This window comes from Mesorhizobium sp. M1142, assembly GCF_040318565.1.
In the GTDB taxonomy this organism is placed as follows: Bacteria; Pseudomonadota; Alphaproteobacteria; order Rhizobiales; family Rhizobiaceae; genus Mesorhizobium.
Map to the genome: position 1 here is coordinate 417720 of NZ_JAMYMK010000001.1, position 24605 is coordinate 442324.

The following is a 24605-nucleotide window of genomic DNA, read 5'->3' on the forward strand; positions in this document are numbered from 1 at the left end:
CTTGTGCCGCGCCTTCTTATGCTGCTTTGCGGCCGCGCGCGGCAAGCCACGCCTCGGTCAGTCTCTCGAAGCGAGATGCCATGTCGGCAACCGCTTCATCGTCCGACATCTTGCCGGCAAGCCATTGTTCGGCCGCGTTGATGAAGATGGTGCGACCGACGGCAAAGCCCTTGACGATGGGCGCCTTGGCGGTGGCGGCAAAGGCCGCTTCCAGCTCGTCCTGCGGCGCTTCCAAACCGAGCAGCACAATCCCGCGGCACCACGGATCGTTTTTAAGGATCACCGCCTCGATCTTTGCCCATGCGCCGTGCGATGCCCGCGGTTCGAGCTTCCACCAATCGGGCTTGATGCCGAGTGCGTAGAGTTCCTCGAGCGCGCGCGGGATGGTCATGTCGTCGAGCTTGCCGTGCTTGCCGGCGATGATCTCCACCAGAAGTTCTCTGCCCACTTTCCGCGCGGCCTCGAACAAAGCGCGCAGTTTCTGCTGCTGTTCGGTCTTCAGCTCCGCCGGATCATCGGGATGATAGAAGCACAGGCACTTGATGCAGTGGTCGACCGGCCATTCGGTCAGTAGCGAACCAATGTCTTGCGAGAACTCGAAGCGAAGCGGCCGCGAACCCGGCAACTCGACCGGCCGGCCGAGCCAGGTGAAGGAATGGTGGGCGAATTCGAACATCGCCTCGCGTCCGTATTTTTCGTCGAGCAGCATGCCATAGCCGGCGCGGCCGGCCGCGACTTTGGCCGCAGCCTTGACGGTCAGCACCTTGAAAGCCGGGATCCGCGACGGATCGGCGCCGGCTTTTGCCGCGACGTCCTCCAGCTGGACGCGGTGGTCGCAGGCGAACGCCATCAGCGAGGGGATGTCGCGCCGGCGCGTGGTCGCCCAATGGATGTGGTTGATCGCCTCGTCCTTGCGCAGCGCCAGGTGCTTGCTGCCGTTTTTCAGGAAGAACTGCAATTCCTCGAAAGTCGGGTATTCAGGTGCGCAGAGGAGCCGCGACACGGCAAATGCCCCGCAGGCATTGGCCCAGGTCGCCGCCGTCGCCAGGCTTTCATCGCCGAGCCAGCCGCGCAGGAAGCCCGACATGAAGGCGTCGCCGGCGCCAAGCACATTGTAGACCTCGATAGGAAACCCCTTGCCGACGATACCGTCCTCGAGATCATCGCTGATCGGCCCGTCATAGACGATGCAGCCCATGGCGCCGCGCTTCAGCACGATGATTGCCGCCGACAGCGATCGGATGGTTTTCAGCGCGCTCAGGCAATCGTCTGCGCCCGACGCGATCATGATTTCCTCTTCGGTCCCGACGATGAGATCGCAGTCGGGCAGCACCGTCTTCAGCCGCGCCGACACGCGGTCGGATTTCACATAGCGCTCGAAGCCTTCGGCGTGGCCGGCGAGACCCCAGAGGTTGGGGCGGTAGTCGATGTCGAACACCACCTTGCCGCCTTTGGCTTTCATGACACGGATCGCCTTGCGCTGGGCGGCGTCGCTGTTGGGTCGTGAAAAATGCGTGCCGGTGACGACGATCGCGCGTGCCGAAGCGATGAACGCCTCATCGATGTCGTCTTCCGAAAGTGCCATGTCGGCGCAATCGCTGCGATAGAAGATCATCGGCGAGACGCCTTCAGCCTCGACCGACAGCAGCACCAGGGCGGTCAGCCGCTCCGGATCGGCCTTGAGGCCTTGGACCGAAACGCCCTCGCGGGTCAGCTGCTCGCGGATGAAGCGGCCCATCTGCTCATTGCCGACGCGGGTGAGCAGCGCCGAGCGCAGGCCTAATCTGGCAGTGCCGACTGCGATATTGGCTGGACAGCCGCCGACCGACTTGGCAAAGGAAGTAATGTCCTCGAGGCGCGAGCCGATCTGCTGGCCGTAGAGATCGACGGAAGCGCGGCCGATCGTGATGATGTCGAGCGGCGAATATTTCGCTTCCACGGCTTCGCCCATTCGAACCTCCCATCGGCTTTGTTGTCTTGGGTAACACGCGCGAGCGGCAGCGTGGCGCCAGCAATATGAAATAATAATTCCAATCCATAGTCAATATGGAACGAGCATTCCCAAGCTGAAAAGTGTGCAAGGCTCGCGCGTTCAGAAATTTTGAAGTCAGACGAACGTCAAGTGTCTACCCCTGAGACCAGCTGATTTACCAAGGAAGTGGGCCATCATCGTTGAAGTACCCCGCGGTCGGGCCATCGGCGTCCAAGGTCGCCAGGTGAATGACGATCTCGGCCGCCTGCTGCACCGTGCGGTGACCTTTATAGCCGTTGAGATCGGTGGCAGTGTAACCAGGCGCGGCGGCGTTGACCTTGATGCCTTGCGGTGCGAGCTCCTTGGCGAAGGCCACCGTGATGGCGTTTAACGCTGTCTTGGAGCTGCCGTAGCTCATCATATTGATGGCGTGGTTCGCGGTGGCGGGATCCAGCGCCCTGCCGATGGAGCCGGTGGAGCTGCTCACCATCACGATCCGGGCAGCAGGTGCTGCCAGCAGCAGCGGCAGGAATGCCTGGGTCACGCGGATCGGGCCGAAGACATTGACGTCGTAGGTGGCCTGGATATCGGCGATCCGCTGCTGGCCCGGCGGCAGGTCGTAGTTGATGGCGACGCCGGCGTTGTTCACCAGCACGTCAAGGCGGCGGCTGGCCTGCCCGAACGCCTCGGCTGCCGCCTTCACACTGTCATCCCTCGTGACGTCCAGCTCAAGCCACTCTACGTCGTGGCCTTCGGCACGCAATGCCTGCGCCGCCGCCATGCCGCGTTCGGCGCTCCTGGCTCCGAGCCAGACCTTGAAGCCCATGGTCGCCATTCGCCGGGCGATTTCACGGCCTATACCCTTGTTGGCGCCGGTCACCAGCGCAGTTTTCGATGTCGTCATGTCGTGTCTCCATGTTTGCTGTCGAAGACCCACAAATGGCGCGAGGCAGCGGGCGCCGCGCGCCGGAAACTCTCCAGCTCTTGCCTAATCCCCTCACGCTGTTGCGCGGCCGGTGCGAATGCGCGATGCTGGCGCAATGAGCGAGGCGCTGCAGGAGTTGATCGAAATCGCCGGCCGCCATGCGCGCGGGCGAAGAATAAGAACGGCAATTCCCCGCGTTTCGATCGGCCGCAGCGAAGTCGCGACGGCGCCATTGCCGGGTGTGTGGGGGTCGGGGGTCTTATTCGTATTGCAGGGCGCGAAGACGGTTCTGATCGGCGACCGGGCTCTTCGTTACGACCCGGCCAGCTATTTCATCTACACTGTCGAGACGCCCAGCATCAGCCAGATAGTCGAAGCGAGCGCCGCACGTCCTTATCTGGCCATTGGCTTGACCCTTGACCTGCAGGCTGTCGCCGCGCTCCTCGTTGAGCACGGGCCGGTCCTCGGCGGCGACAGGTTCTCCACCTCTCCCGTTGATGACGACCTGCTCGACGCGTTGCGTCGAATGCTGCGGCTGCTTGACCGGCCAGCGGAGATTCCCGTGCTTGCGGCCATGCTCGAGCGGGAGATGCTGTTTCGGCTCCTGCAAGGCCCGCAAGGCGGAAAGCTTCGTGAACTTGCGCGCGCCGACGGCCATCTGTCCCGGATTGGCCAGGCGATCGCCTGGATCCGCTCGCATCCCCATCAGCCGGTCCGGGTCGGGGATCTGGCCGAAATCGCCCATATGAGTAGTGCTGCGTTCTATCGTCACTTCAAGGCGGCGACGGCCATGAGCCCAATCCAGTATCAAAAGCAAATCCGCTTGCTGGAAGCCCGCCATCTGCTGATTGCCCAGCCGGGCAACGTGGCGCGTGTCGCCTTCGCTGTCGGCTATGAGAGTGCTTCCCAGTTCAGCCGGGAGTATGCCCGCCAGTTCGGATCGCCGCCTGCCCGCGACGCAGCGCGGCTTTTGGCAGGAGGCGAAACGGCAATAGAGGTGCTCTAAGGCTTGCGCTTCCTGCCGCTGTCGCGCCGCTTCTCGCCGACGGCGACAGTCAGCGCCATGGCCAAGGCCATCGTCGCCGACAGCGAGCGGAAGCCGGCGAAATCGGCCTCGGCGACCTCGAACCAGACCCTGGCGAACTGGGCGAGCGGCGAAAAGGAGGAGTCGGTAATCGCCACGATCGGCACGCCTTGTTCCGAAATGACGCGCGCCTCCTCGATGGTGGCCGGGGCATAGGGTGAAAAGCTTATGGCGATGACGGCGTCCCTTGGAGAGGCAAAGCCGATCATCTCCGCATTGAGGCCGGCGGCCGATTCGATCAGCTGGTTGCGGATCTTGAGCTTGCCCAATGCGTAGGCGATGTAGGAGGCGACCGGGTAGGAGCGCCGCTTGGCCAGCACGTAAATGGTTTCGGCCTTGGCCAGCACGGCGATAGCATCTTCGAAATGGTCTTCATTCAGCGTGCGCGAAATGTCGTTGAGCGAGGTGCTGGCTGCGGCAACAAAACCATCGAAAATCGCGCGGTGGCCGGCGCCTTCCTCGGCCTTGGCGCGCAATGCCGCCAGCCTTTCATCATAGGACGAGTTGCGCTCGCGCAGACGCTCGCGAAACACCAACTGCAGGCTGGTGAAACCATCAAAACCAAGCTGCTGGGCAAAGCGGATCAGGGTCGAAGGCTGGACACCGGCGGAAGCGGCGATGCTGGCGGCGGTGCCGAAGGCGATATCGTCTGGGTTGTCGAGCGCATAGGCGGCGATCTGGGCGATACGTTTCGGCAGGCTCTGGCGCCGCTCCAGGATCGTCGCCCGCAGCGTCTCGAAATCGCGCGGCACCCGTTCGTCCATCGTCGCTCCGCCCAGGCTCATCGTCTGGTTCCCTCTGTGCCCCATCATAGCGGGCCTGTGCAAGAACACCATAAAAAATGAGACAAGCGTTCCATCTGCAGACAAAATGGACTAATTCATCCACACAAACTTTGCACACAGGGAGGCAAGCGGATGGTCGGGGTAGGTCTTATCGGCACGGGCTTCATGGGCAAGTGCCACGCCATTGCCTGGAACGCGGTCGGCACCGTCTTTCCCGATGTGGCCAAGCCAAGGCTGGTTCATCTGGGCGAGGTCAACGAGGACCTTGCCAAACGCCGTGCCAGCGAATTCGGCTTCGCCAAGGCGTCCGGTGACTGGCGCGCGGTGGTCGACGATCCCGACGTCGATGTCATCTCGCTGACCACGCCGAACCAGTTCCACCCGGAAATGGCCATCGCCATCCTCGAAGCCGGGAAGCATCTGTGGTGTGAAAAACCGATGGCGCCGAGTTTTGCGGAGGCGCAAGCAATGGCTGCGGCAGCCCAAAAGTCCGGCAAAGTCGCCGCGCTCGGCTATAACTACATCCAGAACCCCGCAATCCGCCATATCGGCGCGCTGCTCGACGAGAAGATCATCGGCGAGGTCAACCATCTGCGCATCGAGATGGACGAGGACTTCATGGCCGATCCGGAAGCGCTGTTCTTCTGGAAGCACGAGGCGGCGTCCGGTTACGGCGCGCTCGACGATTTCGCCGTGCATCCGCTTTCGCTCATCGCCGTGCTGTTCGGCCGCGTTGCCCGCGTCATGTGCGACATGGCCAAACCCTATGCCGAACGCCGCGTCGCCTCTGGCGGGCGCCGCGCGGTCGAAACCTACGACATCGCCAGCATCCTGATGCATCTCGAAAACGGCATCGCCGGCACGCTGCTGGTCAACCGTTCGGCCTGGGGCCGCAAAGGCCGGATCGCCATTCAGATTTTTGGCTCGAAGGGCTCGATCCTGTACGATCAGGAGCGGATGAATGAGTTCCAGCTCTATCTGACAGCCGACCGGCCGACCGAGCAAGGCTATCGCACCATCCTGGTAGCGCCGCACCACAAGCCCTACGACGCCTTCCTGCCGGCACCCGGCCACGGGCTTGGCTTCAACGACCTCAAGATCATCGAATGCAGGGAACTTTTGACGCGGCTGGCCGGCAAGCCGGCGCGCATCATCGACTTCGACGAAGGCCTGGAGATCGAGCGCACCGTGCACGCGATGGCCAGGTCGTTCAGTGAGAGCCGCTGGGAGGACGTGAGGTAGCCCCTCCCCCGGCATCCGATTCACAGTGGCCGCTTCAGCCGCCTGCGGCTGAGGTGTCCGTTTCCCACCCGTTCACCCAGACCTGCCGCAAACCGTCGCCTTCACCCTTGAACCATAGTCCCGTCGCCTGGCAATCCTCGATCCGGTCGCTGCGGAAATTGCGGATTGCCTGGCGCAGCTCGCACCAGGCAACGATGTTGGCGGTTTCGGAGTAGTAGATGAGGGCGATCGGACAGATGATGCGGTCGGTGGCTCGGCCCAGTTCGTCGCGGTAGGAAAGGTCCAGCTTGGCCTCGTCGCGGATGGCACGGCGCACCAACGCCAGATCGACCGCGGAGGCCGATGGCGCGGCAAAACCCCATGCATGCAACTGATTGGCGTCGAGCGTTTGGCGCAAAGGCGGCGGCACCGCGCCGGCGATCTTGGCGCTGACGCGCTTGGCCGCCTGCTTGAGCTCGCTGTCGCCCGTGCGTTCGAGCAGCGCGAGAGACAGTACGATCGCCTCCATCTCCTCGATCGAAAACATCAACGGGGGCAAGTCGAAGCCAGGACGCAGTATGTAGCCGATGCCGCGCCCGCCCTCGATCGGCACGCGCATCGCCTGCAGCGCGGCAATGTCACGATAGACCGAGCGCACCGTCACCTCCAGCCGCTCGGCGATCATTGCCGCCGTCACCGGTCTCCTCGCCAGCCGCAGGATCTGGATGATCTCGAACAGACGCGACGCCTTGCGCATTCCCTCACTCGGCCCGAAGGCAACTGACAACACCTCGTCAGTTGGACTGACCTATAGGATCGCCTATCGGATTGAAAATCAACAAGTTCCTCTGCAGCTCGCCTGCATGAGGCGACAGGCAACTGACATGGACTACGCGGCAAACCTCTGGCTCTTTTTTCTCCTCCTTGTCGGCATCATCATCGTGCCCGGCATGGACATGCTTTTCGTGCTTGCCAATGCGCTGACCGGCGGCAGCAGCAGAGGGCTTGCGGCGACCGGCGGCATCATGCTGGGCGGCGTGGTGCATACGCTGAACGGCGCGCTCGGCGTCGGCCTGCTCATGCATTTCTTGCCGATCCTCTTCAATCCGCTGCTGATTGCCGGCGCCGCCTACATGGCCTTTATCGGCATCACGCTGATGCGCAGCTCCATCACCGTCAGCCATGACGGCCCTGCCGCCAGCCGCTCCGCATGGAAGGCCTTTCGCCAGGGGATCATGACCTGCCTGATCAATCCAAAGGCCTATCTCTTTGTTCTTGCCGTCTATCCGCAGTTTCTGAGGCCGGATTACGGCCCGATCTGGATGCAGGCGATCATCATGGGGCTCATGACGATCGCCACGCAGTTCGCTGTCTATGGCGGACTCGCAATTACCGCCGGTCGCAGCCGCGATCTGCTGGTCGCCAATCCAAGGGCAACCGCTCTTGCCGGCCGGGCGGCCGGACTGCTTCTCGTTGCGGTTTCGGCGCTCACCGTCTGGGAAGGCTTGAAGGCGGCGTGAATTCCGCGCCCGAAGGGCGCAACGTCCATGGCAGCGGCGCCGGCCGGGTCAGGCGGCTCCCGGACGGCTTGATATCATGGCGCGGCGCACCGACCGGCGCCGCTCGACCGCGTCGGCAAGGCCGTAAAGCACCGTCTCGGTGGTTGCCCAGTCGATGCAGCCATCGGTGATGCTCTGGCCATAGACGAGCGGCCTGCCGGGCACGACATCCTGCCGGCCGGCGACAAGGTTGCTCTCGATCATAACGCCGATGATGCGCTCGTCGCCCGCCGCGACCTGGCCCGCCACCTCGGCTGCCACCCCTGGCTGGTTTTCCGGCTTCTTGCTGCTGTTGGCGTGGCTGACATCGATCATCAGCCGCGGCGCCACGCCGATCCGGCCGAGTTCCGCGCAGGCAGCAGCAATGCTGGCCGCGTCATAATTAGGCACAATACCGCCGCGCAGGATGACGTGGCAGTCCTCGTTGCCGGTGGTCGTAGCGATGGCGCTGCGCCCACCTTTCGTCACCGCCATGAAATGATGCGGCTGGGCGGCGGATTTCACGGCTTCGGCGGCGATCCGCAAATTGCCGTCGGTGCCGTTCTTGAAGCCGACCGGGCAGGACAGGCCTGACGCCAGTTCGCGATGGATCTGGCTCTCGGTCGTGCGCGCGCCGATCGCTCCCCAGGCGACGAGGTCGGCAATATATTGCGGGGTGGCCATGTCGAGGAATTCGGTGGCCGCCGGAAGGCCGAGATTGTTGACCGCGGAGAGCACGTTGCGGGCCATCCGCAACCCCTTGTCGATGTTGAAGCTGCCGTCGAGATCGGGATCGTTGATCAGGCCTTTCCAACCGACCGTCGTGCGCGGCTTCTCGAAATACACCCGCATGACGATCTCCAGCCGGTCCGACAGGCTTTCGCGCAGCGTCGCCAGACGACTGGCATAGTCTACGGCAGCGGCCGGGTCGTGGATCGAACAGGGGCCGACGACAACCACCAGCCGGTCGTCGGCGCCGGTCAGCACGGCGTGGATCGCGTTGCGTGATGCGGCAACGGTGCGCGTCGCCGTCAGCGTGCGCGGTATCTCCCGCATCACCTCGTCCGGCGCGCTCAATTCCCTTATCTCTTTGACCCGAAGATCGTCTGTGGTCGTCAACACGGCTTTCTGCTCCTGTCTGTTGGAGCATGATCTTTTCCGAAAACCGGATGCCACTTTTCGGGATCATGCTTTAGGAGACCTGCCGGCAAACAAAAAAGCCGCCAGGTCTGGCGGCTGTTCGGATTTTTGATGCTGCAATCTTCAGATCGAGCGCAATCCTCCCGCCGCCAGCGAGCTGCTAAAGTACCAATAGGTGGCGGTCAGGTTGATCATGCGGTTCATATAATCGATGCCGGGGCGCTTGTCACGTGGGTGATGAGGCGAAGCAGTGTCTCAGTTTGAAATGTGCTCCTGGCCTTGGGGAAACCAGATGCCACGCCGAAACCAGTTGGCCACGCCCAGATTGGGTATGACGTGATTCTGGTCAAGATCATTCATGTCCTTGATGATCTCGATGCCGACAACATTCTCGGCAGACCCAAAGGCAAGCGAAAAGAGTTGTAGCGCGTCGGCTTTCGATTGCGCGGTGACGCCAACCCCGAGGTGGCCGCTTACCTTGATCCAATAGGGATGCATCAGACGTGCTCTTGCCGCCCCAGCGGTTCGTCACGCTGACGCCCAAGGTTGAGATCGGCGCCGCGCAGCGGGGAGTCCAACAGGAACTCCGCAAGCGTACCCTTGCGTGCGGTCTTGCGCTGCCATTCCTCGGCCGAGACGACAACCACGATCGGTTTGCCGTTTCTGGTGATCGTCTGCGGCGCCGACTGCGCGCGCTCGATGACCTCTGAGAGCCGGGCTTTTGCCCCGGCGACCGTCCAATTGGTATTCTTAGGTGCAGGCGGCATCTTAATCCCGTGACTAGTCCGACTACGTTGACTATGCGGGAATGGCGATGCCGACGCAACAGACGCAGGGCCACTCAGCTGGCCTTACTCCGGCGACGCCCCCGCGATGCTCTGGTCGTAGTCGACCAGCGATCCGGTCATGACGCCGGACTGCGGGCTGATCATATAGCTGATCAACCTGGCAAGCTGTGCCGGTTTCACCAATTGACCCATCGGCTGCGCGGCCTCGGCCCGTTCCAGCCAGTCGTCCGGCGCGTCGTGCCTTTTTTCTGCACGATCGCTTCGCCCTCGGTGTCCATCCAGCCGGGCAGCACCGCATTGCAGCGGATGCGATTGCCGCGATAGGCATTGGCGACATTCTTGGTCAGTGTCGCCAGCGCACCCTTGCTCGACGAATAGGGTGCCAGGAACGACTGGCCGCAATGCGCCGACATCGACAGCACGTTGACGATCGAGCCCGGTGCCTTGCGCGCCAGCAAATGCGCCACCACGCCCTGCATCAGGAAAAACGGGCCGCGGACATTGGTCTGGAATATCTGGTCGAAGAGATCCTCGGAGGTCTCGACCAGCGAGCCGCGAGCCGAGGTGGCAGCGGCGTTGACCAGTGCGTTGACGGTACCGAAATGGCCAATCGCCATCTCGACGGCACGCTTGCAGTCGGCCACTTTTGAGACGTCGGCGCTGATGAAGATGGCATCGACGCCTGCCCGCTTGAGAACGGCGACAGCCTTGTCGCCCTTCTCCTGCGAGCGGCCGATCAGCGCCAACGCCCGGCAACCCTCGTCGGCCAGCGCTTCGGCCACGGCGAAGCCGATGCCTTGCGCGCCGCCGGTGACGATGGCGCGTGTTTCGGAATTGCGACCGGCTGAACCGTTCATCGCCTTGCTCCTGTGCTTGATAGTCAGATTGTTTTGTCGAGGCGGACGGTCTTGCCTTCCTTGGCCGATTTCAGCGCCGCATCTGCCAGCCTGAGCGCCACCAGGCCATCCCTGCCGCTCGGCACCGCCTTCTTGCCCGACGTCGCTGCCGCGATGAAGGCGGCGATCTCGTTGGCATAGGCGTCGAGATAACGGGTCATGAAGAAATCGTGCAGCGGCGGCCGCGTATAACCTTTCTCGTTGGCCAGTTCGATCGACACCGGCCGCTGGTTTTCGGCCGCGATCATGCCTTTCGAGCCATGCACCTCGATGCGCTGGTCGTAGCCATAGGTGGCGCGGCGCGAGTTGGAGATGACGCATTGCTTGCCGGAGGCGGTTTCGAGAATGACGCTGACGCTGTCGAAGTCGCCGGCTTCGCCGATCTTTTTGTCGACCAGCACCGAAGCGTGCGCGCTGACCGCCACCGGCTCCTCGCCGAGCAGGAAGCGCGCCATGTCGAAATCATGAATGGTCATGTCGCGGAAGATGCCGCCCGAGCGGCCGATATAGTCGAGCGGCGGCGGGCCGGGATCGCGCGAGGTGATCGTCACCATTTCGACGGTGCCGATGGCGCCGTCGTCGATCGCCTTGCGCACGGCGGCAAAATGCGGATCGAAGCGGCGGTTGAAGCCGACCATCAGGGTGGCGCCGGCCTTGTCGACGACGGCCAGGCAACGTTCCACCCTGGCGGCGTCGAGGTCGATCGGCTTTTCGCAGAAAATCGCTTTACCCGCTTTGGCGAAGCGTTCGATCAGATCGGCATGGGTGTCGGTCGGCGTGCAGATGACGACCGCATCGATATCGCCGGCCTTCTCGATGGCATCGATGCTGCGCACTTCGGCGCCATAGGCAGAGGCCAGATCGGTCGCCGCCTTCTCGAAGGCGTCGGCAACTGCAACCAGCCTGGCCTGCGGATTGGAACCAACGGCGCGAGCATGGACCTTGCCGATACGGCCCGCACCGAGAAGAGCAAAGCGAAGAGGCATGAAGAATTTTCCTTTGAGGATGGTTGGGAAGGGAAGGCGTGTCAGCGCCGGTGGCCTCGTTGCCGTTACGCCGCAAGCTCCGCCTGCCCGGTCTTGGCACCGGTGATGTAGGAGACGATATCGTTGCCGTCGGTGTCTTGCTTGCGCAAATTGGCGACGATGCGGCCGCGCCGGAAAACGACGATGCGGTCGACCAGGTCGAACACCTGGCGCATGTTGTGAGAGATCAGGATCAGCGGTTCGCCATTTTCCTTCAGCGTGCGGATGATGTTTTCGACCTGCATCGTCTCTTGCACGCCGAGTGCCGCCGTCGGCTCATCCATGATGATGAGTTTGGAAGCAAAGGTCGCGGTTCTGGCAATTGCCACGCACTGGCGCTGGCCGCCCGACATATGGCGGATGGTGTTGGAAAGATTGGGGATCTTGACCGCCGTGCGGACCAAGGCTGCCTCGGTCGCCTTGCGCATGAACTTGCGATCGAGGATCGAGAAGGGTCCTAGATTGAACAGCACCCGCTCGCGGCCGAGGAACAGGTTCGAGGGCACGTCGAGATCGTCGGCGAGCGCCAGGTTCTGGAACACCGTCTCGATGCCCGCCTCGCGGGCTTCGATCGGGCCGGCAAAATTCACTTCCTTGCCGTCGAACCACATCCTGCCGCTGGTGCGCTGCTCGACGCCGGTGATCTGGCGCACGAAGGTCGATTTGCCAGCGCCGTTGTCGCCCATGATAGCGACATGCTCGCCCTTGCGCAGCTCGAAGTTGGCACCCTCCAGCGCATGGACGCCGCCATAATACTTGGTCAGGTTTTCCGTCTTCAGGACGATGTCCGACATGGTCAAGCCCTCATTGCCCGCAGGCGCTGGCGCCACTGGTCGAGAACGACTGCGCCGACGATGATCACGCCTTTGACCATCTCCTGATAATAGGCGTCGAGGCGCAGAAAGGTGAAGCCGGAGATGATGACGCCGAAGATCAGCGAGCCGATCACCGTCCCAATAATCGAGCCGCGGCCGCCCGACAGCGAGACGCCGCCGATAACCGCCATGGCGATCGCGTCGAGCTCGTACATCACACCCATGCCGGCCTGGGCGGTGAGATTCTTCGAGCTCAGCACCACGGCGGCGAGCGCGGCGAGGACGCCGGCAATGACATAGACGAGGATCTTGTGGTTGGCGATGTTGATGCCGGACATGCGCGCGGCGTCCTCATTGGAGCCGATTGCATAGCAGTGCTTGCCATATTTGGTGTAGCTTAGGATCAGCTGAAACAGCACCGCGAGCGATATGAAGATGATGACCGGCATCAGCCCCTTGCCGATGGCGGCGAAACTCTCGGTCGGAAACGAGATCGGCTGTCCCTTCGACCACCATTTGGCGATGCCGCGCGCGGTCACCATCATGCCGAGCGTGGCGATGAACGGCGGAATGCGGGTGTAGGCGATCAATGCACCGTTGACCAGGCCGGCCAGCAGTCCGCAGCCGATCGCGACCAGCACCGGCACGATCACCGGCAGGTCGGTCCAGCCCTGGGCGATGAACATTGCCTTGGGGTTCGGGTTGCCGTTGACGGTCGCCACCTGGGCGAAGCTCATGGCGATCATTGCGGTGGCGCCGACGATCGAACCTGAGGACAGGTCGATGCCGCCGGTAATGATCACCTGCGTCACGCCGATGGCAATGATGCCGACGATCGACACCTGCAGGATGATGATCTGCAGGCGCGCTTCGTTGAAGATCGCATCGATATTGTCGCGGGTATTGAACAGGAAGCTGTCGCCCAGGAAGACCCGGCCGATCAGCTCGAAAGCGCCGACCAGGATGACGAGTGCCAGGAAGACGTTGAATTCGGCCGGCCATGCGCGCCGCTTCGCATCATAGCTGAGCCCGCCGACGCCGTGAGATGTCTGTGCCAATCGTGCTTCCTCCGTCAGCCACGGTCTCTTTCGGCCGCTCTTCAGGCCGAGAGAGAAGGAGGAGCGGCGCTGGTGCGCCGCTCCGGTCCGCTGCCTCAGTTCTTCTTCAGGAACTTGTCGATATTCGCCGGCGTGACCAATTGGAACGGGATGTAGACCTTGTGCTCGACCTTTTCGCCCTTCGCCAGCTTGAGCGCCGCGTCAAGCGCGCCGGCGCCCTGGCCGGCCGCATCCTGGAACACCGTCACATCGAGATCGCCCGCCTGCATCGCCGCAAGCGCGTCCTGGGTAGCGTCGACGCCGCCGACGACAACCGACTTCATGTCGATGTTGGCGGCCTTCATCGCCTGGATGGCGCCGATGGCGCTTTCGTCATTGTTGGCGATGACGCCGTCGAACGGCTTGCCGGTCGACAGCCAGTTGGTCATCAGGTTCTGCGCTTCTTCGCGCTTCCAGTTCGACGTCTGCTTATCGATGATCTTGATGAAGCTGCACTCCGGCGTGGCGATCACATCGTCAATGTCCTTGGTGCGCTGCACTGCTGCCTGGTTCGACAGTTCGCCCATGATCACATAGACGTTGGCTTCGGTCTTGCCGGCCTCCTTGAACAGGCGGCAGACCTCCTTGGTCTCGAGCGTGCCGGAATCGGCTTCGTTCGAGGCGACGAAGGCCTGGTTTTCGGGCAGCGTGTCGACGTTGACCGGCTCGCGATTGACATAGACCAGTGGAATCTTGGCAGCGGCGGCTGCGTCCGACATCGCCTGGGTAGCCGAGGTGTCGACCGGGTTGACGATGATGGCGTCGACGCCCGAGGCGGCGAAGTTCTTGATCTGGTCGAGTTGCTTGGCGACGTCGTTCTGCGCATCCTCCACCTGCAGTTCGACGCCGTCCATGCCCTTGGCCTGCTCGATCATGCCGTTGCGCAGCACGGTGAGAAAATTGTCGTCGAACAACGCCATCGACACGCCGATCTTGGCAGCGAAGGCGGACGAACTCATCAGCGCCGCGAACGCGACGCCCAAAAGCAGTTTTTTCATTTTATTTCTCCTCCACATTGGTGTCCGGCTGCACCGATCTACCCGGAATCCCCGATCTCGCAGGGAATTCTCTCCCGATTGCCATGTAGTTCCGGAGGCATTTGCCTGAAACAGATCTTCCGGAACGAAAGAACCAAAATGCTCAGTTGGTGAAATATTTATTCCATTTCGCGTGAGCGTCAAGCGAGATTTCGCCATGAAGGATGGATTTTCGGCATTTCAAGCGCTTTTGGACGGACGCTCAGGCAAGCCAAGCCTGAAAGCATTCTGATAGATTACATCATGTCTGTCACAATGACCCGCGACGTCAGATGTTTTCCGGCAGATAGATGTCGAAGGGCAGAAAGGTCTGGCCCGGCGCATTCGCAGCGCCGGTCTCGATGGCATGCGCCATCAGCCGGACAAGCTCGCGGCAAAGCGCCGCCAGTGGCGTCGAGATCACCATCGTCAGGAAATTATCCGCCAGCGCCGAGCGGGAGTCGGGCGTGATCTCGTTGCAGACGACCGCCGGCGCCTCTGCCGGCTTTGCCTCCCTGAGCGCCGAGATCGCGCCTTCCATGCCGCCACCGGCGACATAGCAGCCGACGAGATCAGGGTGGCGGGCTAGAAGGTCGATCATTGCATCATGCGTGATCTGGTTCGCTTCCAGATTGACCAACGTCTCGAGCAGAGTGAATTCCGGCGCCTGCTCGCGAAAGAAGGAGCGAAAACCGATCTCGCGAAGCTCATGGCCATGGAAGCGATGGCTGCCGACGAAGAGGGCAACCTTGCCAGGCCTCTTCGCAGCTTTCGAGATCATCCAGGCAGCGGTGCGGCCGACCTTGCGATTGTCCAGGCCGACATAGCCCTCGCGAATACCGGACGCAAAGTCGGAAAGCAGGGAGAACACCGGTACGCCATTGGCTTTGAGAGCCTCGACGGCGACCGTCAGCGTCGGGTGATCAGGCCCGACCAGGGCGACGGCCCTGGATTTGGCGGCCAGCTTGCGCATTCGCTCGACGATCTCGTCCGGCGCCAGCGAGCCGGCGAAGTCGATGGTCGCCACGCCGCGAAAGCGCGGCGACTGCGATACCGCCAGTTCAAGCTCGCGGGCAAATTCGCTGTAGAAGACGTCCTCCCGCCGCAACAGCAGGAACCCGAGCCGATACTCCGGCAATTCATGGCGCATTCGCTGCTTGATCAGCCCGGCTGCGTGATAGCCAATGCTGGTCGCCGCTTCATAGACGCGGCGCGCGGTTTCCTCGCGCACCGGCAACCGGTTGTTCAGCACCCGGTCGACGGTGGCAACGCTGACCCCCGAAATGCGTGCCAGGTCGGTAATCGTCGGCCGTTTCGCCATCGCTGCCTCGCTCTATTGTTCGGCTTTTACACCATTATGATGTAAAATGATAGAAACTATCTTTGTGATATTGAGCCTATCAGGCTTCGGCGTTATTTGAATGGGACCGACTATGATCGAGGCCTCCGCCATGGTGGATATTGGACTCCGAACCGGGAACACGATCGCCACAGCAGCGTCCCGGCGTGACTACAGCCTGATCGGCCGCGACGCGAAGCTCGCCATCGAGAGCGGGCTAGCGGCGGCCGAGTGGTATCACACGGACGTGCCACGCAAGCAGATGAAGGAGCTGATGCAGCGCTCCGACGGCCCGGCGATCCGCGATACGGTCATCTGGCTCGGCGCCTTAATCCTGAGCGGAGCCGGCGCCGCCTGGTTCTGGGGCAGCTGGTGGTGCGTGCCGTTCTTCTTCGCCTATGGCGTCCTCTACGGTTCCTCCACCGATTCACGCTGGCACGAATGCGGCCACGGCACCGCCTTCAGGACGCAGTGGATGAACGACGTGGTCTATCAGATCGCCTGCTTCATGATCATGCGCAATCCGGTGACCTGGCGCTGGAGCCATACGCGCCACCATACCGATACCATCATCGTCGGCCGCGATCCTGAGATATCGGTGATGCGTCCGCCCGATCTGCTGCGCGTCGTGCTCAACTTCGTCGGCATTCTCGACGCCTGGCATGCGATGAGCGACATGCTGCGCAATGCAGCCGGTATCGTCAGCCCGGCCGAAAGAACCTTCATTCCCGAGCAGGAGCAGCCGAAGGCAATTGGCATTGCCCGCATCTGGACGACAGTCTATGCCGCGACCATTGTGCTGGCGCTCTACACGGGCTCGTTCCTGCCGCTGATGCTGGTCGGGCTGCCCAGGCTTTACGGCGCGTGGCACCATGTCATGGTCGGCCTGCTGCAGCATGGCAGCCTGGCTGAAAACGTCACCGATCACCGGCTCAACAGCCGCACCGTCTACATGAACCCGATAAGCCGCTTCATTTACTGGAACATGAACTACCACGTCGAGCATCACATGTTTCCAATGGTGCCCTATCATGCGCTGCCCAGGCTGCATGAGCTGATCAAGTACGATCTGCCGGCGCCGACAGCGTCCATCCTGGCCGGCTACCGCGAGATGATACCGGCCTTCCTGCGCCAGCTGCGCAATGAGGATTATTTCATCAAGCGCGAACTGCCGCCGACGGCGAGGCCCTATCGCGAGCACTTCCACAACGACAACGCTACCGCTGCGGTGGCTGCCGAATGATAAGCCTATGCCGAGGCACCCAAAATCGAGGGACCGTAAATGAGCGACTGGGTCGAGGCCTGTGACGCCGAGGACATCGACGGAGAGGACGTGATGCGCTTCGACCATGGCGGCCGCACCTTTGCTATCTATCGCAGCCCCGACGACGAGTATTTCGCCACCGACGGGCTTTGCACGCATGAGAAGGTGCATCTGGCCGACGGGCTGGTCATGGACGACATCATCGAGTGCCCGAAGCACAATGGCCGCTTCAACTACAAGACAGGGGCTGCCAGGGGCGCGCCGGTCTGCGTCGACCTAAGGACCTATCCGGTCAAAGTCGGCGCCGGCAAAGTCCTTGTCCGGATCGGTTGATGATGACGAAGGGAATGGTCGTCATCGGCGCCGGCGAATGCGGCGGGCGCGCCGCCCTTGCGCTGCGCGAGCTCGGCTATGATGGCCCCATAACCTTGGTCGGCGACGAGCCGCATCTTCCCTATGAGCGCCCACCACTGTCGAAAGACGCGATGGTCGCCGACGCGCCCCTGATCAAGGCGATCGCCAGCGACGCGATCCTGGCCGAGCGCTCTATCCGGCATATCCATTCGGTTCTGGCTGTGGCGATCGACCGCACGGCGCATGTCGTGCGCCTGTCAGACGGTTCCGCCCTGGCCTACGACAAGCTCCTGCTGGCGACCGGGTCTGTGCCGCGCAAATTGCCTATGCCGGGCCTTGGCGGGCGCTGCGTCTACCTGCGAACCTTCAACGACGCGCTGGCCATTCGTGCCCATCTCAACGCCGGCAATCGCATCGCCATAGTCGGCGGCGGCTTCATCGGGCTCGAGCTCGCCGCGGCGGCGCGCAGGCTGGGTGCCGCGGTCACCGTCATCGAGGCGCAGCCGCGCATTCTGATGCGCGGCGTGCCGGCCGAGATCGCGCAGGTCATCCATCAGGCGCATGAAGCCGAAGGCGTAAAAATCCTGTGCGGCCAGGGCATCGCGGCCATTGCCGATGACGGCGCCGAAGTGCGCATCGCGCTTGCCGGTGGACACGACATTGTCGCCGATCTTGCCGTGATCGGCATCGGCGCCGTGCCGGTGACCGGACTTGCCGGGCAGGCGGGGCTGACCATCGACAATGGTGTCGCCGTCGACGCCGAGCTTCGCACCAGCGACCGGGATATCTTTGCAGCCGGCGATTGCTGTTCGTTTCCGCTCGCTATCTATGGCGGCCGGCGCGTGCGGCTGGAAGCCTGGCGCAATGCGCAGGAGCAGGGCGCACTCGCCGCAAGGAACATGCTTGGCGCCGGCGAGGCGCATTCGGCGGTGCCTTGGTTCTGGTCGGATCAGTACGGATTGACCCTGCAGATCGCCGGCCTGTCGGACGAAGGCCGCAGCATCGTTCGCCGCGACGTTGGCGACGGCGCCTTCATCCTGTTTCATCTGGCCGAGGACGGCAGGCTGGTTGCGGCAAGCGGCATCGGCCCCGGCAACGCGGTCGCCCGCGACATAAGGCTGGCCGAGATGCTGATTGCAAAGCAGGCAAAGCCGGCGCCGGAAGCGCTAGGCTCGCAAACGGTCAAGCTGAAGTCACTGCTGGCGGCGTGAGCTGAGGGCGTGGATAGTTGGCCGAACGCGTTCGGCTAAAACAGCGCTTTCAGCTCCGGCAGCTTGTCGTTGATCAGCCAGCCATAGTAATTTTCCTCAGGCAATTTTTCCGGCTCGCCCGCAGCGCGGCGCTTGTCGTTTTCGGCCTTCAGCGCATAGGCGCGCTGTTCGGGGTTGCCGACATTGTAGAGCGTCGACGTGAGGCCGGGATTGCCTGAGATGTCGTAGCCGGCGATGCTTCTATAGGCGTCGATCGATTTCCGGATCGTTGCTGCGACATAAGGCAGTGTCAGGTCAGGATCCATGATGGTCTTGTAGACCGCGTTGGGGTCGCCGACGTCGAGTTCCGGCAGGCCGGAAACCTTGTGCACGAGGTCGCTCATTTCCAGCGCCGTCAACGGATTGAGCTGGCCAAGGCCAAAAGTCTGGCCGGCATAATAAGGTTGGAAGAAAGTGGCACCGAAGCGGTCGTTGGGGAAGCTCTCGCCGTTGACGGTCTTGCCGCGGAACGACCGGTTCCACACCTGCTCGCGGCACTCCCATAGGTCGTAGCTATCGGACTTCCCGGCGCATTTGGCGAATTGCGGCCGCTGCACGAAATCGGTGATGTCCTCGCCGTCATAGGCGAAGGAGAGCTTGCTCGACAAATACGAGATCGCCTTGACGTAGTAGGTCTGCAGCCGGTCGTAGGCATCGACATTGTAGGTGTGCTCGCCGACGATGGCGCCGACGATATGCATTGGGTCGATGCCATAGGCCGCGGCTGCCTGCTTGATCTTGCCGCGCAACTCGGCATCGTTCTGGAGCAGCGCAAAGACTTTGCGGTATTTCGCCTGGAAGGTGGTGTTGGTCGCCTGGGTGCGCCGGCTCGATGCGCCCGGTATGTCAGGCTGCTCGGTGTTGCGGTTGCCCGGCGGCACCATCGTTTCCGCTTGCGCGGCGAACATGGCTGTCGCCAGCGTCAGCCCCAAAATGACGAGGATCAGTTTTTTCATGCGCCGCCGCCCAAATAATCGGCGGCAAACTAGGTAATGCTCCACCGGGAGTCGAGAGACGCCTGCACCGGACGGGACGAAAGCTTGCCGGATGCTTCCATTTGGCCACACCTCCGGAATGCCGGGCCGAATTTGACGGAGGCCGGGGGTAATTCCCCGGCCTCTTAGAGAATCAAGAGTCTCCTACAAGATGAAACGCGACAAGTCCGTGTTTCTGGAGAGGTCGCCGACATGCTTCTCGACATAGGCGGCATCGATTGTCACCGAGGTGCCGTTACGGTCCGGCGCGTCATAGGAGATGTCGTCCAGTACCCGTTCCATCACCGTCTGCAGCCGCCTGGCGCCGATATTCTCGACGCTGGCGTTAAGGTCGACGGCGATGCCGGCCAACGAATCGATCGCGTCATCGGTGAAGACCAGGTCGACGCCTTCGGTCTTCATCAGCGCGATATATTGCTTGATCAGGCTGGCTTCGGTCTCGGTAAGGATGCGGACGAAATCGTCCTTCTCCAGCGCCCGCAGCTCGACGCGGATCGGCAGGCGGCCCTGCAATTCCGGCAGCAGGTCGGAGGGCTTGGCGACGTGGAACGCGCCCGAGGCGATGAACAGGATATGGTCGGTCTTCACCGGTCCATATTTGGTCGCAACCGTGGTGCCTTCGACCAGCGGCAGCAGGTCGCGCTGTACACCTTCACGCGAAACACCGGCACCGATGCCGCCTTCGCGCGAGGCGATCTTGTCGATCTCGTCAAGGAAGACGATGCCGTCATTCTCGGTCGATTCGAGGGCCCGGCGCACCACTTCGTCCTGATCGAGCAGCTTGTCGGACTCGTCGCTGATCAACAGCCCGTAGGACTCCTTGACGGTCGTCTTGCGCAACTTGGTCTTCTTGCCGCCCATCGCCTTCGACAGCATGTCGTTGATGTTGAGCACGCCGATATTGGCGCCCGGCATGCCGGGGATCTCGAAGCCAGGCATGCCGCCATTGCCGGTATCGGCCACTTCGATCTCGATCTCCTTGTCGTCGAGCTCGCCGTCGCGCAGCTTCTTGCGGAAACTGTCGCGGGTGGCCGGGCTCGCCGTCTTGCCGACGAGCGCTTCGAGCACCCGTTCCTCGGCGTTGATGTGGGCACGCGCCTTGACGTCCTCGCGCATCTTCTCGCGCACCAGCCCGATGGCGATCTCGACCAGATCGCGGATGATCTGCTCGACGTCGCGGCCGACATAACCGACCTCGGTGAACTTGGTGGCTTCGACCTTGACGAAAGGCGCACCGGCAAGGCGTGCCAGGCGGCGTGAAATCTCGGTCTTGCCGACACCGGTCGGGCCGATCATCAGGATGTTTTTCGGCATCACCTCTTCGCGCATCTGGCCCTCGAGCTGCTGGCGGCGCCAACGGTTGCGCAAGGCAATCGCCACCGCACGCTTGGCGTCTTTCTGGCCGATGATGAAGCGGTCGAGTTCCGAAACGATTTCGCGGGGAGAGAAGGTGCTCATATCACTAAATTCCACTTTGCCACTGCCGAATGGACTCGAACGGATGCAGCAGCATGATCACGTTGAGTGTCAGATTGTCCCGGATGAGATAGCCGACACCGAATTCGAAGATGAGGGCGAGGGTGACGATCACCCATATAGGAAGCCTTCGCGCCATGACAAACCCCAGCACCATGGCCAGCGTGTCGGACACCGAATTGATGATGCTGTCGCCATAATAGTCGAGCGAGATCGTGCCGGCGCGGTAGCGGTCGATGATGAAAGGGCTGTTCTCGAGCAGCTCCCAGCCGCCCTCTATGACGACCGCAAACGCCAGCCTGAGCCCGATCGGCGAGCGCGGGAAAAGGAACCACGCCAGCGCATAGAACAGGAAGCCGTGAATGACGTGCGAGAAGCTGTACCAGTCGGAAATATGCTGGGAATTCTCCGAGCTTTGCACGATGCCGTGCCACAGCTTGACATAGCCGCAGGTACAGATCGGCGTCCGCCCCATGCCATAGAGGACCCCGGCCTGGAAGATAACCAGGCCGAGAACCAGCAGGAGCCCCATTCGCCAACTGTCTTCGTAGGCCGAGACGGTTTTGTCGCTGGATACGCTCATGCTGCTATTGCCCCTCTTCTGCGTCACCCTGTCCGGCATCACCCTCTGGGGCATCAATCGCCATCAGCACGGCATCGCCATATTCCGACTTCCTGCGATCGATAGCCGTGAAACCGGCCTTTTCATAGGCACGGATAGCCCGTGCATTGGCGGGGTCCGGGTCGATGATGACGCGCGGCGTACCTTCCTCGAAAAGCTGCTCGACGAACTGCCGGACGATCGCGGAGCCGTGGCCGACCCCGACAAGCTCCGGCACGCCGATCGACAGATCGATGCCGAGCGTGCCGAACGGCTGGTCGCTATAGGGATGGCCGTCCTCCAGATGCGGATCGTAGCTCTGCAAATAGCCGATGGGCTTTCCGTCCAGCTCGATAATTAGCGGCTCGACCGAAATGCTGTCGATATGCTCGCGGATCTCCGCAATCTCGGTCTCTGGGTCGTCCCACCACTCGGCGACATGCGGCTCGGCAAGCCAGCCGGCGATCATCGGCAGGTCCCTCTGGGTCACCGGCCGAAAACCATAGCGGAGGCTCCGCTCAGGCGGCATCGAGGGTTTCGACGACGAAGTTGTTGTTTGTGTAGACGCAAATGTCTGACGCGATCTGCATCGCCTTGCGGGCGATCTCCTCTGCGCCCTTGTCGCTGTCCATCAGCGCGCGTGCCGCTGCCAGCGCGTAATTGCCGCCGGAACCGATGGCCATGACGCCAAATTCGGGCTCCAGCACGTCGCCGGTGCCGGTCAGCGCCAGCGACACCGACTTGTCGGCCACCAGCATCATCGCTTCCAGCCGCCGCAAATAGCGGTCGGTGCGCCAGTCCTTGGCAAGCTCGACGCAGGCGCGTGTCAGCTGGTCGGGATATTGTTCGAGTTTGGCTTCCAGCCGCTCCAGCAGAGTGAAGGCATCGGCGGTGGCGCCGGCGAAACCGGCGATGACGTTGCCGCCCTTGCCGATGCGGCGCACCTTCTTGGCGTTGCCTTTCATGATCGTCTGGCCGAGGCTGACCTGGCCGTCACCGGCGATCACCACCTTGCCGCCCTTGCGCACGGTCAGGATGGTCGTGGCATGCATGGTCAGTTCATTCGACATTTCCTGCTCCGACAAGCACCGATCCCATCGAGGCGATCGGTGCGTTACGAGTGACTTGATCGGCCATATGTATGCATAGGCCGGACGATTGCAAACCGGCCATCCGCCGGGCCGGATAGTGCTCCGCAGCGGTAACTGGCAATCGCCGGATCATGCTGCTAGAAGGCTTTCGTTTTCAGGCCTGTGAACGCCTGACGTGCAAATCTGAGACAAGGATGAGGTCATGGCGCCCCGTTCCGCCGAGATAAGCCGCAAGACCAGGGAAACCGACATCTCCGTGTCGGTTCAGGTCGACGGCTCGGGCAAATCCGACATTTCGACGGGCGTCGGCTTCTTCGACCATATGCTGGACCAGTTGTCGCGCCATTCGCTGATCGACATGACCGTGAAGGCCAAGGGCGACCTGCATATAGACGACCACCATACCGTCGAGGATACGGGCATCGCCCTCGGCCAGGCGCTGGCCAAGGCATTGGGCGAGCGGCGCGGCATCATGCGCTACGCCTCGATCGACCTCGCCATGGACGAGACACTGACGCGGGCGGCAATCGATGTCTCCGGCCGGCCTTTTCTGGTCTGGAACGTTTCGTTCTCGTCGCCGAAGATCGGTACGTTCGACACCGAGCTGGTGCGCGAATTCTTCCACGCTCTGGCGCAGAATGCCGGCATCACGCTGCACATCACCAATCATTACGGCGCCAACAACCACCACATCGCCGAGACCTGCTTCAAGGCCGTGGCGCGTGTGTTGCGTTCGGCACTTGAGCGCGACCTGCGCCAGCTGGACGCGGTTCCCTCCACCAAGGGATCCCTGAAAGGGTAACGCCATGGCCATCTATGTCGTGATGGAGCCGCCAGGCCGCGGTGAAAGCGTGGACACCATCTTTATCCGTGACGGCTTTGCCTGGCTCGGCTTCCTGGTGCCGCCGCTGTGGCTGGCCTGGCACCGGCTGTGGGTTGAGGCGGCATTGGCGTTTGTCGCCATGGGCCTGCTCTCGATGCTGGGCGAAAGGCTGGACCTGGAAACAGCCGGCTCGCTTTTATCCTTCCTTGTCATGCTCTTTGTCGGGCTGGAGGGACAAGGCTTGCGAATTGCAGCCCTTCGTCGCCGCGGCTGGCATGAATGGGGTGTCGTCGAGGCCGACAGGCTCGACGACGCCGACATCCGCTATGTGTTGGAAGCCGCTGCGGATTCGGATTCACAAACTCATGCGCAGCGTATCGTCCCAGACGCAGCACATGCCCGGCCGGCGCAGATGGGCCTGGCACTGGGGCTGAACCATATTCCGGGAAAGCCCTGAGATGAGGGTCGCGATCATCGACTACGGGTCGGGCAATCTGCGCTCGGCCACCAAGGCCTTCGAGCGTGCTGCGCATGAAGCCGGCATTGCCGCCGCGATCGAACTCACCGCCGATGCCGAGCGGGTCAGGACCGCCGACCGCATCGTCCTGCCCGGCGTCGGTGCCTATGCCGATTGCGCCGCTGGACTGCGTGCGGTCGCCGGCATGTGGGAAGCGGTGGAGGAGGTGGCGATCGCCAAGGCTCGGCCGTTCCTCGGCATCTGCGTCGGCATGCAGCTGATGTCGGAGCGGGGCCTGGAAAAGACCGTCACAAAGGGCTTTGGCTGGATCGCCGGCGACGTCAAGGAGATCACGCCGGCCGATCCGACACTGAAGATCCCGCAGATCGGCTGGAACACGATTGACCTGAAGCGCAAGCATCCGCTGTTTTCCGGCATTGCGACGGGCGGCAAGGGACTGCACGCCTATTTCGTCCACTCCTACCATCTCGATGCACGGAAAGAGGATGAGGTGCTGGCGGTTGCCGACTACGGCGGCCCGGTAACGGCCGCTGTCGCCCGCGACAACCTGGCCGGAACGCAATTCCACCCCGAGAAGAGCCAGGCGCTGGGCCTGGCGCTGATCACCAATTTCCTAGGCTGGAGGCCCTGAA

General features: G+C 62.4%; 26 protein-coding genes and 1 pseudogene. 9 read left to right on the top strand and 18 right to left on the bottom strand.

The annotated features are described in order from the left end of the window. Positions 1-16 precede the first annotated feature (16 nt). Together NKH42_RS02040 and NKH42_RS02045 are read right to left on the bottom strand one after the other, a co-directional pair. Positions 17-1951 carry a bifunctional 5-dehydro-2-deoxygluconokinase/5-dehydro-2-deoxyphosphogluconate aldolase gene (locus NKH42_RS02040; RefSeq protein WP_352686478.1) on the bottom strand — a complete coding sequence of 645 codons (1935 nt, stop codon included), beginning with the start codon at positions 1949-1951 and terminating at the stop codon, positions 17-19. A 196-nt stretch (positions 1952-2147) separates the two neighbouring features. Further along, the gene (locus tag NKH42_RS02045) at positions 2148-2876 is read right to left on the bottom strand and encodes an SDR family oxidoreductase (protein WP_352686481.1); all 729 of its coding nucleotides are present in this window, start codon (positions 2874-2876) and stop codon (positions 2148-2150) included. A 136-nt stretch (positions 2877-3012) separates the two neighbouring features. Between NKH42_RS02045 and NKH42_RS02050 the strand changes: the two genes are divergently transcribed. Further along, positions 3013-3903 (top strand): AraC family transcriptional regulator, encoded by an 891-nt coding sequence (locus tag NKH42_RS02050; protein ID WP_352686663.1) that lies wholly within the window; start codon positions 3013-3015, stop codon positions 3901-3903. Here NKH42_RS02050 and NKH42_RS02055 read toward each other — a convergent pair. Beyond that, the gene (locus NKH42_RS02055) at positions 3900-4745 is read right to left on the bottom strand and encodes a MurR/RpiR family transcriptional regulator (protein ID WP_352464792.1); all 846 of its coding nucleotides are present in this window, start codon (positions 4743-4745) and stop codon (positions 3900-3902) included. The genes NKH42_RS02050 and NKH42_RS02055 overlap by 4 nt on opposite strands. 153 nt (positions 4746-4898) lie before the next feature. Between NKH42_RS02055 and NKH42_RS02060 the strand changes: the two genes are divergently transcribed. Further along, a complete protein-coding gene (locus NKH42_RS02060) occupies positions 4899-6008 on the top strand; it encodes a Gfo/Idh/MocA family protein (RefSeq protein ID WP_352736741.1) in 1110 nt (369 codons plus the stop codon). 34 nt (positions 6009-6042) lie between these two features. Here the strand turns inward: NKH42_RS02060 and NKH42_RS02065 are convergent, their stop codons facing one another. After that, positions 6043-6744 carry a helix-turn-helix transcriptional regulator gene (locus tag NKH42_RS02065; RefSeq protein WP_352686487.1) on the bottom strand — a complete coding sequence of 234 codons (702 nt, stop codon included), beginning with the start codon at positions 6742-6744 and terminating at the stop codon, positions 6043-6045. A 127-nt stretch (positions 6745-6871) separates the two neighbouring features. On the opposite strand from NKH42_RS02065, the gene NKH42_RS02070 reads away from it, so the two are divergent. Further along, positions 6872-7507 carry a LysE family translocator gene (locus NKH42_RS02070; protein ID WP_352736745.1) on the top strand — a complete coding sequence of 212 codons (636 nt, stop codon included), beginning with the start codon at positions 6872-6874 and terminating at the stop codon, positions 7505-7507. Between the two features lie 48 nt (positions 7508-7555). On the opposite strand, the gene NKH42_RS02075 is transcribed toward NKH42_RS02070, so the two are convergent. From NKH42_RS02075 to NKH42_RS02115, 9 genes and pseudogenes are all read right to left on the bottom strand, one after another. Then, a complete protein-coding gene (locus NKH42_RS02075) occupies positions 7556-8647 on the bottom strand; it encodes a 3-deoxy-7-phosphoheptulonate synthase (RefSeq protein ID WP_352686493.1) in 1092 nt (363 codons plus the stop codon). A gap of 273 nt (positions 8648-8920) precedes the next feature. Beyond that, positions 8921-9163 carry a hypothetical protein gene (locus tag NKH42_RS02080; protein ID WP_352686496.1) on the bottom strand — a complete coding sequence of 81 codons (243 nt, stop codon included), beginning with the start codon at positions 9161-9163 and terminating at the stop codon, positions 8921-8923. Beyond that, complete coding sequence (locus NKH42_RS02085; RefSeq protein WP_352686499.1) at positions 9163-9432, bottom strand: type II toxin-antitoxin system Phd/YefM family antitoxin; 270 nt, start codon at positions 9430-9432, stop codon at positions 9163-9165. Before NKH42_RS02085 ends, NKH42_RS02080 begins: the two co-directional genes overlap by 1 nt. Positions 9433-9516: 84 nt before the next feature. Further along, positions 9517-10310, bottom strand: a pseudogene (locus NKH42_RS02090) (SDR family oxidoreductase). A gap of 23 nt (positions 10311-10333) precedes the next feature. Continuing rightward, entirely contained in the window at positions 10334-11335 is a 1002-nt protein-coding gene (gene iolG / locus NKH42_RS02095; RefSeq protein ID WP_352647757.1) for an inositol 2-dehydrogenase, read from the bottom strand. Positions 11336-11400: 65 nt separating this feature from the next. Continuing rightward, entirely contained in the window at positions 11401-12168 is a 768-nt protein-coding gene (locus NKH42_RS02100) for an ATP-binding cassette domain-containing protein (protein ID WP_254815918.1), read from the bottom strand. A gap of 2 nt (positions 12169-12170) precedes the next feature. Then, entirely contained in the window at positions 12171-13247 is a 1077-nt protein-coding gene (locus tag NKH42_RS02105) for an ABC transporter permease (protein ID WP_292655972.1), read from the bottom strand. 95 nt (positions 13248-13342) lie between these two features. Next, positions 13343-14284 carry a sugar ABC transporter substrate-binding protein gene (locus tag NKH42_RS02110; RefSeq protein ID WP_254815920.1) on the bottom strand — a complete coding sequence of 314 codons (942 nt, stop codon included), beginning with the start codon at positions 14282-14284 and terminating at the stop codon, positions 13343-13345. Positions 14285-14591: 307 nt separating this feature from the next. After that, on the bottom strand, positions 14592-15623 hold the full coding sequence (locus NKH42_RS02115; protein WP_352751816.1) for a LacI family DNA-binding transcriptional regulator: 1032 nt from the start codon (positions 15621-15623) through the stop codon (positions 14592-14594). A 130-nt stretch (positions 15624-15753) separates the two neighbouring features. Between NKH42_RS02115 and NKH42_RS02120 the strand changes: the two genes are divergently transcribed. From NKH42_RS02120 to NKH42_RS02130, 3 genes are read left to right on the top strand one after another with little or no spacing between them, the layout of a single operon-like run. After that, complete coding sequence (locus NKH42_RS02120) at positions 15754-16884, top strand: fatty acid desaturase family protein (RefSeq protein WP_502906404.1); 1131 nt, start codon at positions 15754-15756, stop codon at positions 16882-16884. A gap of 39 nt (positions 16885-16923) precedes the next feature. Next, positions 16924-17238, top strand: coding sequence for a MocE family 2Fe-2S type ferredoxin (locus NKH42_RS02125; RefSeq protein WP_352505981.1), 315 nt, complete (start codon positions 16924-16926; stop codon positions 17236-17238). 2 nt (positions 17239-17240) lie between these two features. After that, positions 17241-18470 carry an NAD(P)/FAD-dependent oxidoreductase gene (locus NKH42_RS02130; protein ID WP_352686669.1) on the top strand — a complete coding sequence of 410 codons (1230 nt, stop codon included), beginning with the start codon at positions 17241-17243 and terminating at the stop codon, positions 18468-18470. Positions 18471-18505: 35 nt separating this feature from the next. On the opposite strand, the gene NKH42_RS02135 is transcribed toward NKH42_RS02130, so the two are convergent. From NKH42_RS02135 to hslV, 5 genes are all read right to left on the bottom strand, one after another. Continuing rightward, positions 18506-19465, bottom strand: a complete 960-nt coding sequence (locus NKH42_RS02135; RefSeq protein ID WP_352505980.1) for a DUF1402 family protein — start codon at positions 19463-19465, stop codon at positions 18506-18508. A 183-nt stretch (positions 19466-19648) separates the two neighbouring features. Then, positions 19649-20962, bottom strand: a complete 1314-nt coding sequence (hslU, locus tag NKH42_RS02140; RefSeq protein ID WP_254815924.1) for an ATP-dependent protease ATPase subunit HslU — start codon at positions 20960-20962, stop codon at positions 19649-19651. Positions 20963-20966: 4 nt separating this feature from the next. Continuing rightward, complete coding sequence (locus tag NKH42_RS02145) at positions 20967-21563, bottom strand: DUF2585 domain-containing protein (protein ID WP_352505979.1); 597 nt, start codon at positions 21561-21563, stop codon at positions 20967-20969. A gap of 4 nt (positions 21564-21567) precedes the next feature. Then, positions 21568-22110, bottom strand: coding sequence for a GNAT family N-acetyltransferase (locus tag NKH42_RS02150; protein ID WP_352477085.1), 543 nt, complete (start codon positions 22108-22110; stop codon positions 21568-21570). Further along, positions 22100-22651 (bottom strand): ATP-dependent protease subunit HslV, encoded by a 552-nt coding sequence (gene hslV / locus NKH42_RS02155; protein WP_254815927.1) that lies wholly within the window; start codon positions 22649-22651, stop codon positions 22100-22102. The genes NKH42_RS02150 and hslV overlap by 11 nt, the downstream gene beginning before the upstream one ends. Positions 22652-22874: 223 nt before the next feature. On the opposite strand from hslV, the gene hisB reads away from it, so the two are divergent. Genes hisB through hisH form a run of 3 tightly spaced genes read left to right on the top strand, consistent with a single transcriptional unit; the run spans position 22875 to position 24604 of the window. After that, the gene (gene hisB / locus NKH42_RS02160) at positions 22875-23474 is read left to right on the top strand and encodes an imidazoleglycerol-phosphate dehydratase HisB (RefSeq protein ID WP_352505978.1); all 600 of its coding nucleotides are present in this window, start codon (positions 22875-22877) and stop codon (positions 23472-23474) included. Between the two features lie 4 nt (positions 23475-23478). Beyond that, entirely contained in the window at positions 23479-23952 is a 474-nt protein-coding gene (locus NKH42_RS02165; RefSeq protein ID WP_352505977.1) for a DUF2628 domain-containing protein, read from the top strand. Position 23953: 1 nt separating this feature from the next. After that, the gene (gene hisH / locus NKH42_RS02170; protein WP_352505976.1) at positions 23954-24604 is read left to right on the top strand and encodes an imidazole glycerol phosphate synthase subunit HisH; all 651 of its coding nucleotides are present in this window, start codon (positions 23954-23956) and stop codon (positions 24602-24604) included. Position 24605: the final 1 nt, after the last annotated feature.

What these genes read in the sequence shown, in the direction of transcription:
- NKH42_RS02040 (WP_352686478.1), bottom strand. Translation starts at nt 1,951, where the DNA reads ATGGGCGAAGCCGTGGAAGCGAAATATTCGCCGCTCGACATCATCACG.
- NKH42_RS02045 (WP_352686481.1), bottom strand. Translation starts at nt 2,876, where the DNA reads ATGACGACATCGAAAACTGCGCTGGTGACCGGCGCCAACAAGGGTATA.
- NKH42_RS02050 (WP_352686663.1), top strand. Translation starts at nt 3,013, where the DNA reads ATGAGCGAGGCGCTGCAGGAGTTGATCGAAATCGCCGGCCGCCATGCG.
- NKH42_RS02055 (WP_352464792.1), bottom strand. Translation starts at nt 4,745, where the DNA reads ATGGACGAACGGGTGCCGCGCGATTTCGAGACGCTGCGGGCGACGATC.
- NKH42_RS02060 (WP_352736741.1), top strand. Translation starts at nt 4,899, where the DNA reads ATGGTCGGGGTAGGTCTTATCGGCACGGGCTTCATGGGCAAGTGCCAC.
- NKH42_RS02065 (WP_352686487.1), bottom strand. Translation starts at nt 6,744, where the DNA reads ATGCGCAAGGCGTCGCGTCTGTTCGAGATCATCCAGATCCTGCGGCTG.
- NKH42_RS02070 (WP_352736745.1), top strand. Translation starts at nt 6,872, where the DNA reads ATGGACTACGCGGCAAACCTCTGGCTCTTTTTTCTCCTCCTTGTCGGC.
- NKH42_RS02080 (WP_352686496.1), bottom strand. Translation starts at nt 9,163, where the DNA reads ATGCATCCCTATTGGATCAAGGTAAGCGGCCACCTCGGGGTTGGCGTC.
- NKH42_RS02085 (WP_352686499.1), bottom strand. Translation starts at nt 9,432, where the DNA reads ATGCCGCCTGCACCTAAGAATACCAATTGGACGGTCGCCGGGGCAAAA.
- iolG (WP_352647757.1), bottom strand. Translation starts at nt 11,335, where the DNA reads ATGCCTCTTCGCTTTGCTCTTCTCGGTGCGGGCCGTATCGGCAAGGTC.
- NKH42_RS02100 (WP_254815918.1), bottom strand. Translation starts at nt 12,168, where the DNA reads ATGTCGGACATCGTCCTGAAGACGGAAAACCTGACCAAGTATTATGGC.
- NKH42_RS02110 (WP_254815920.1), bottom strand. Translation starts at nt 14,284, where the DNA reads ATGAAAAAACTGCTTTTGGGCGTCGCGTTCGCGGCGCTGATGAGTTCG.
- NKH42_RS02115 (WP_352751816.1), bottom strand. Translation starts at nt 15,623, where the DNA reads ATGGCGAAACGGCCGACGATTACCGACCTGGCACGCATTTCGGGGGTC.
- NKH42_RS02120 (WP_502906404.1), top strand. Translation starts at nt 15,754, where the DNA reads ATGGTGGATATTGGACTCCGAACCGGGAACACGATCGCCACAGCAGCG.
- NKH42_RS02125 (WP_352505981.1), top strand. Translation starts at nt 16,924, where the DNA reads ATGAGCGACTGGGTCGAGGCCTGTGACGCCGAGGACATCGACGGAGAG.
- NKH42_RS02130 (WP_352686669.1), top strand. Translation starts at nt 17,241, where the DNA reads ATGACGAAGGGAATGGTCGTCATCGGCGCCGGCGAATGCGGCGGGCGC.
- NKH42_RS02135 (WP_352505980.1), bottom strand. Translation starts at nt 19,465, where the DNA reads ATGAAAAAACTGATCCTCGTCATTTTGGGGCTGACGCTGGCGACAGCC.
- hslU (WP_254815924.1), bottom strand. Translation starts at nt 20,962, where the DNA reads ATGAGCACCTTCTCTCCCCGCGAAATCGTTTCGGAACTCGACCGCTTC.
- NKH42_RS02145 (WP_352505979.1), bottom strand. Translation starts at nt 21,563, where the DNA reads ATGAGCGTATCCAGCGACAAAACCGTCTCGGCCTACGAAGACAGTTGG.
- NKH42_RS02150 (WP_352477085.1), bottom strand. Translation starts at nt 22,110, where the DNA reads ATGCCGCCTGAGCGGAGCCTCCGCTATGGTTTTCGGCCGGTGACCCAG.
- hslV (WP_254815927.1), bottom strand. Translation starts at nt 22,651, where the DNA reads ATGTCGAATGAACTGACCATGCATGCCACGACCATCCTGACCGTGCGC.
- hisB (WP_352505978.1), top strand. Translation starts at nt 22,875, where the DNA reads ATGGCGCCCCGTTCCGCCGAGATAAGCCGCAAGACCAGGGAAACCGAC.
- NKH42_RS02165 (WP_352505977.1), top strand. Translation starts at nt 23,479, where the DNA reads ATGGCCATCTATGTCGTGATGGAGCCGCCAGGCCGCGGTGAAAGCGTG.
- hisH (WP_352505976.1), top strand. Translation starts at nt 23,954, where the DNA reads ATGAGGGTCGCGATCATCGACTACGGGTCGGGCAATCTGCGCTCGGCC.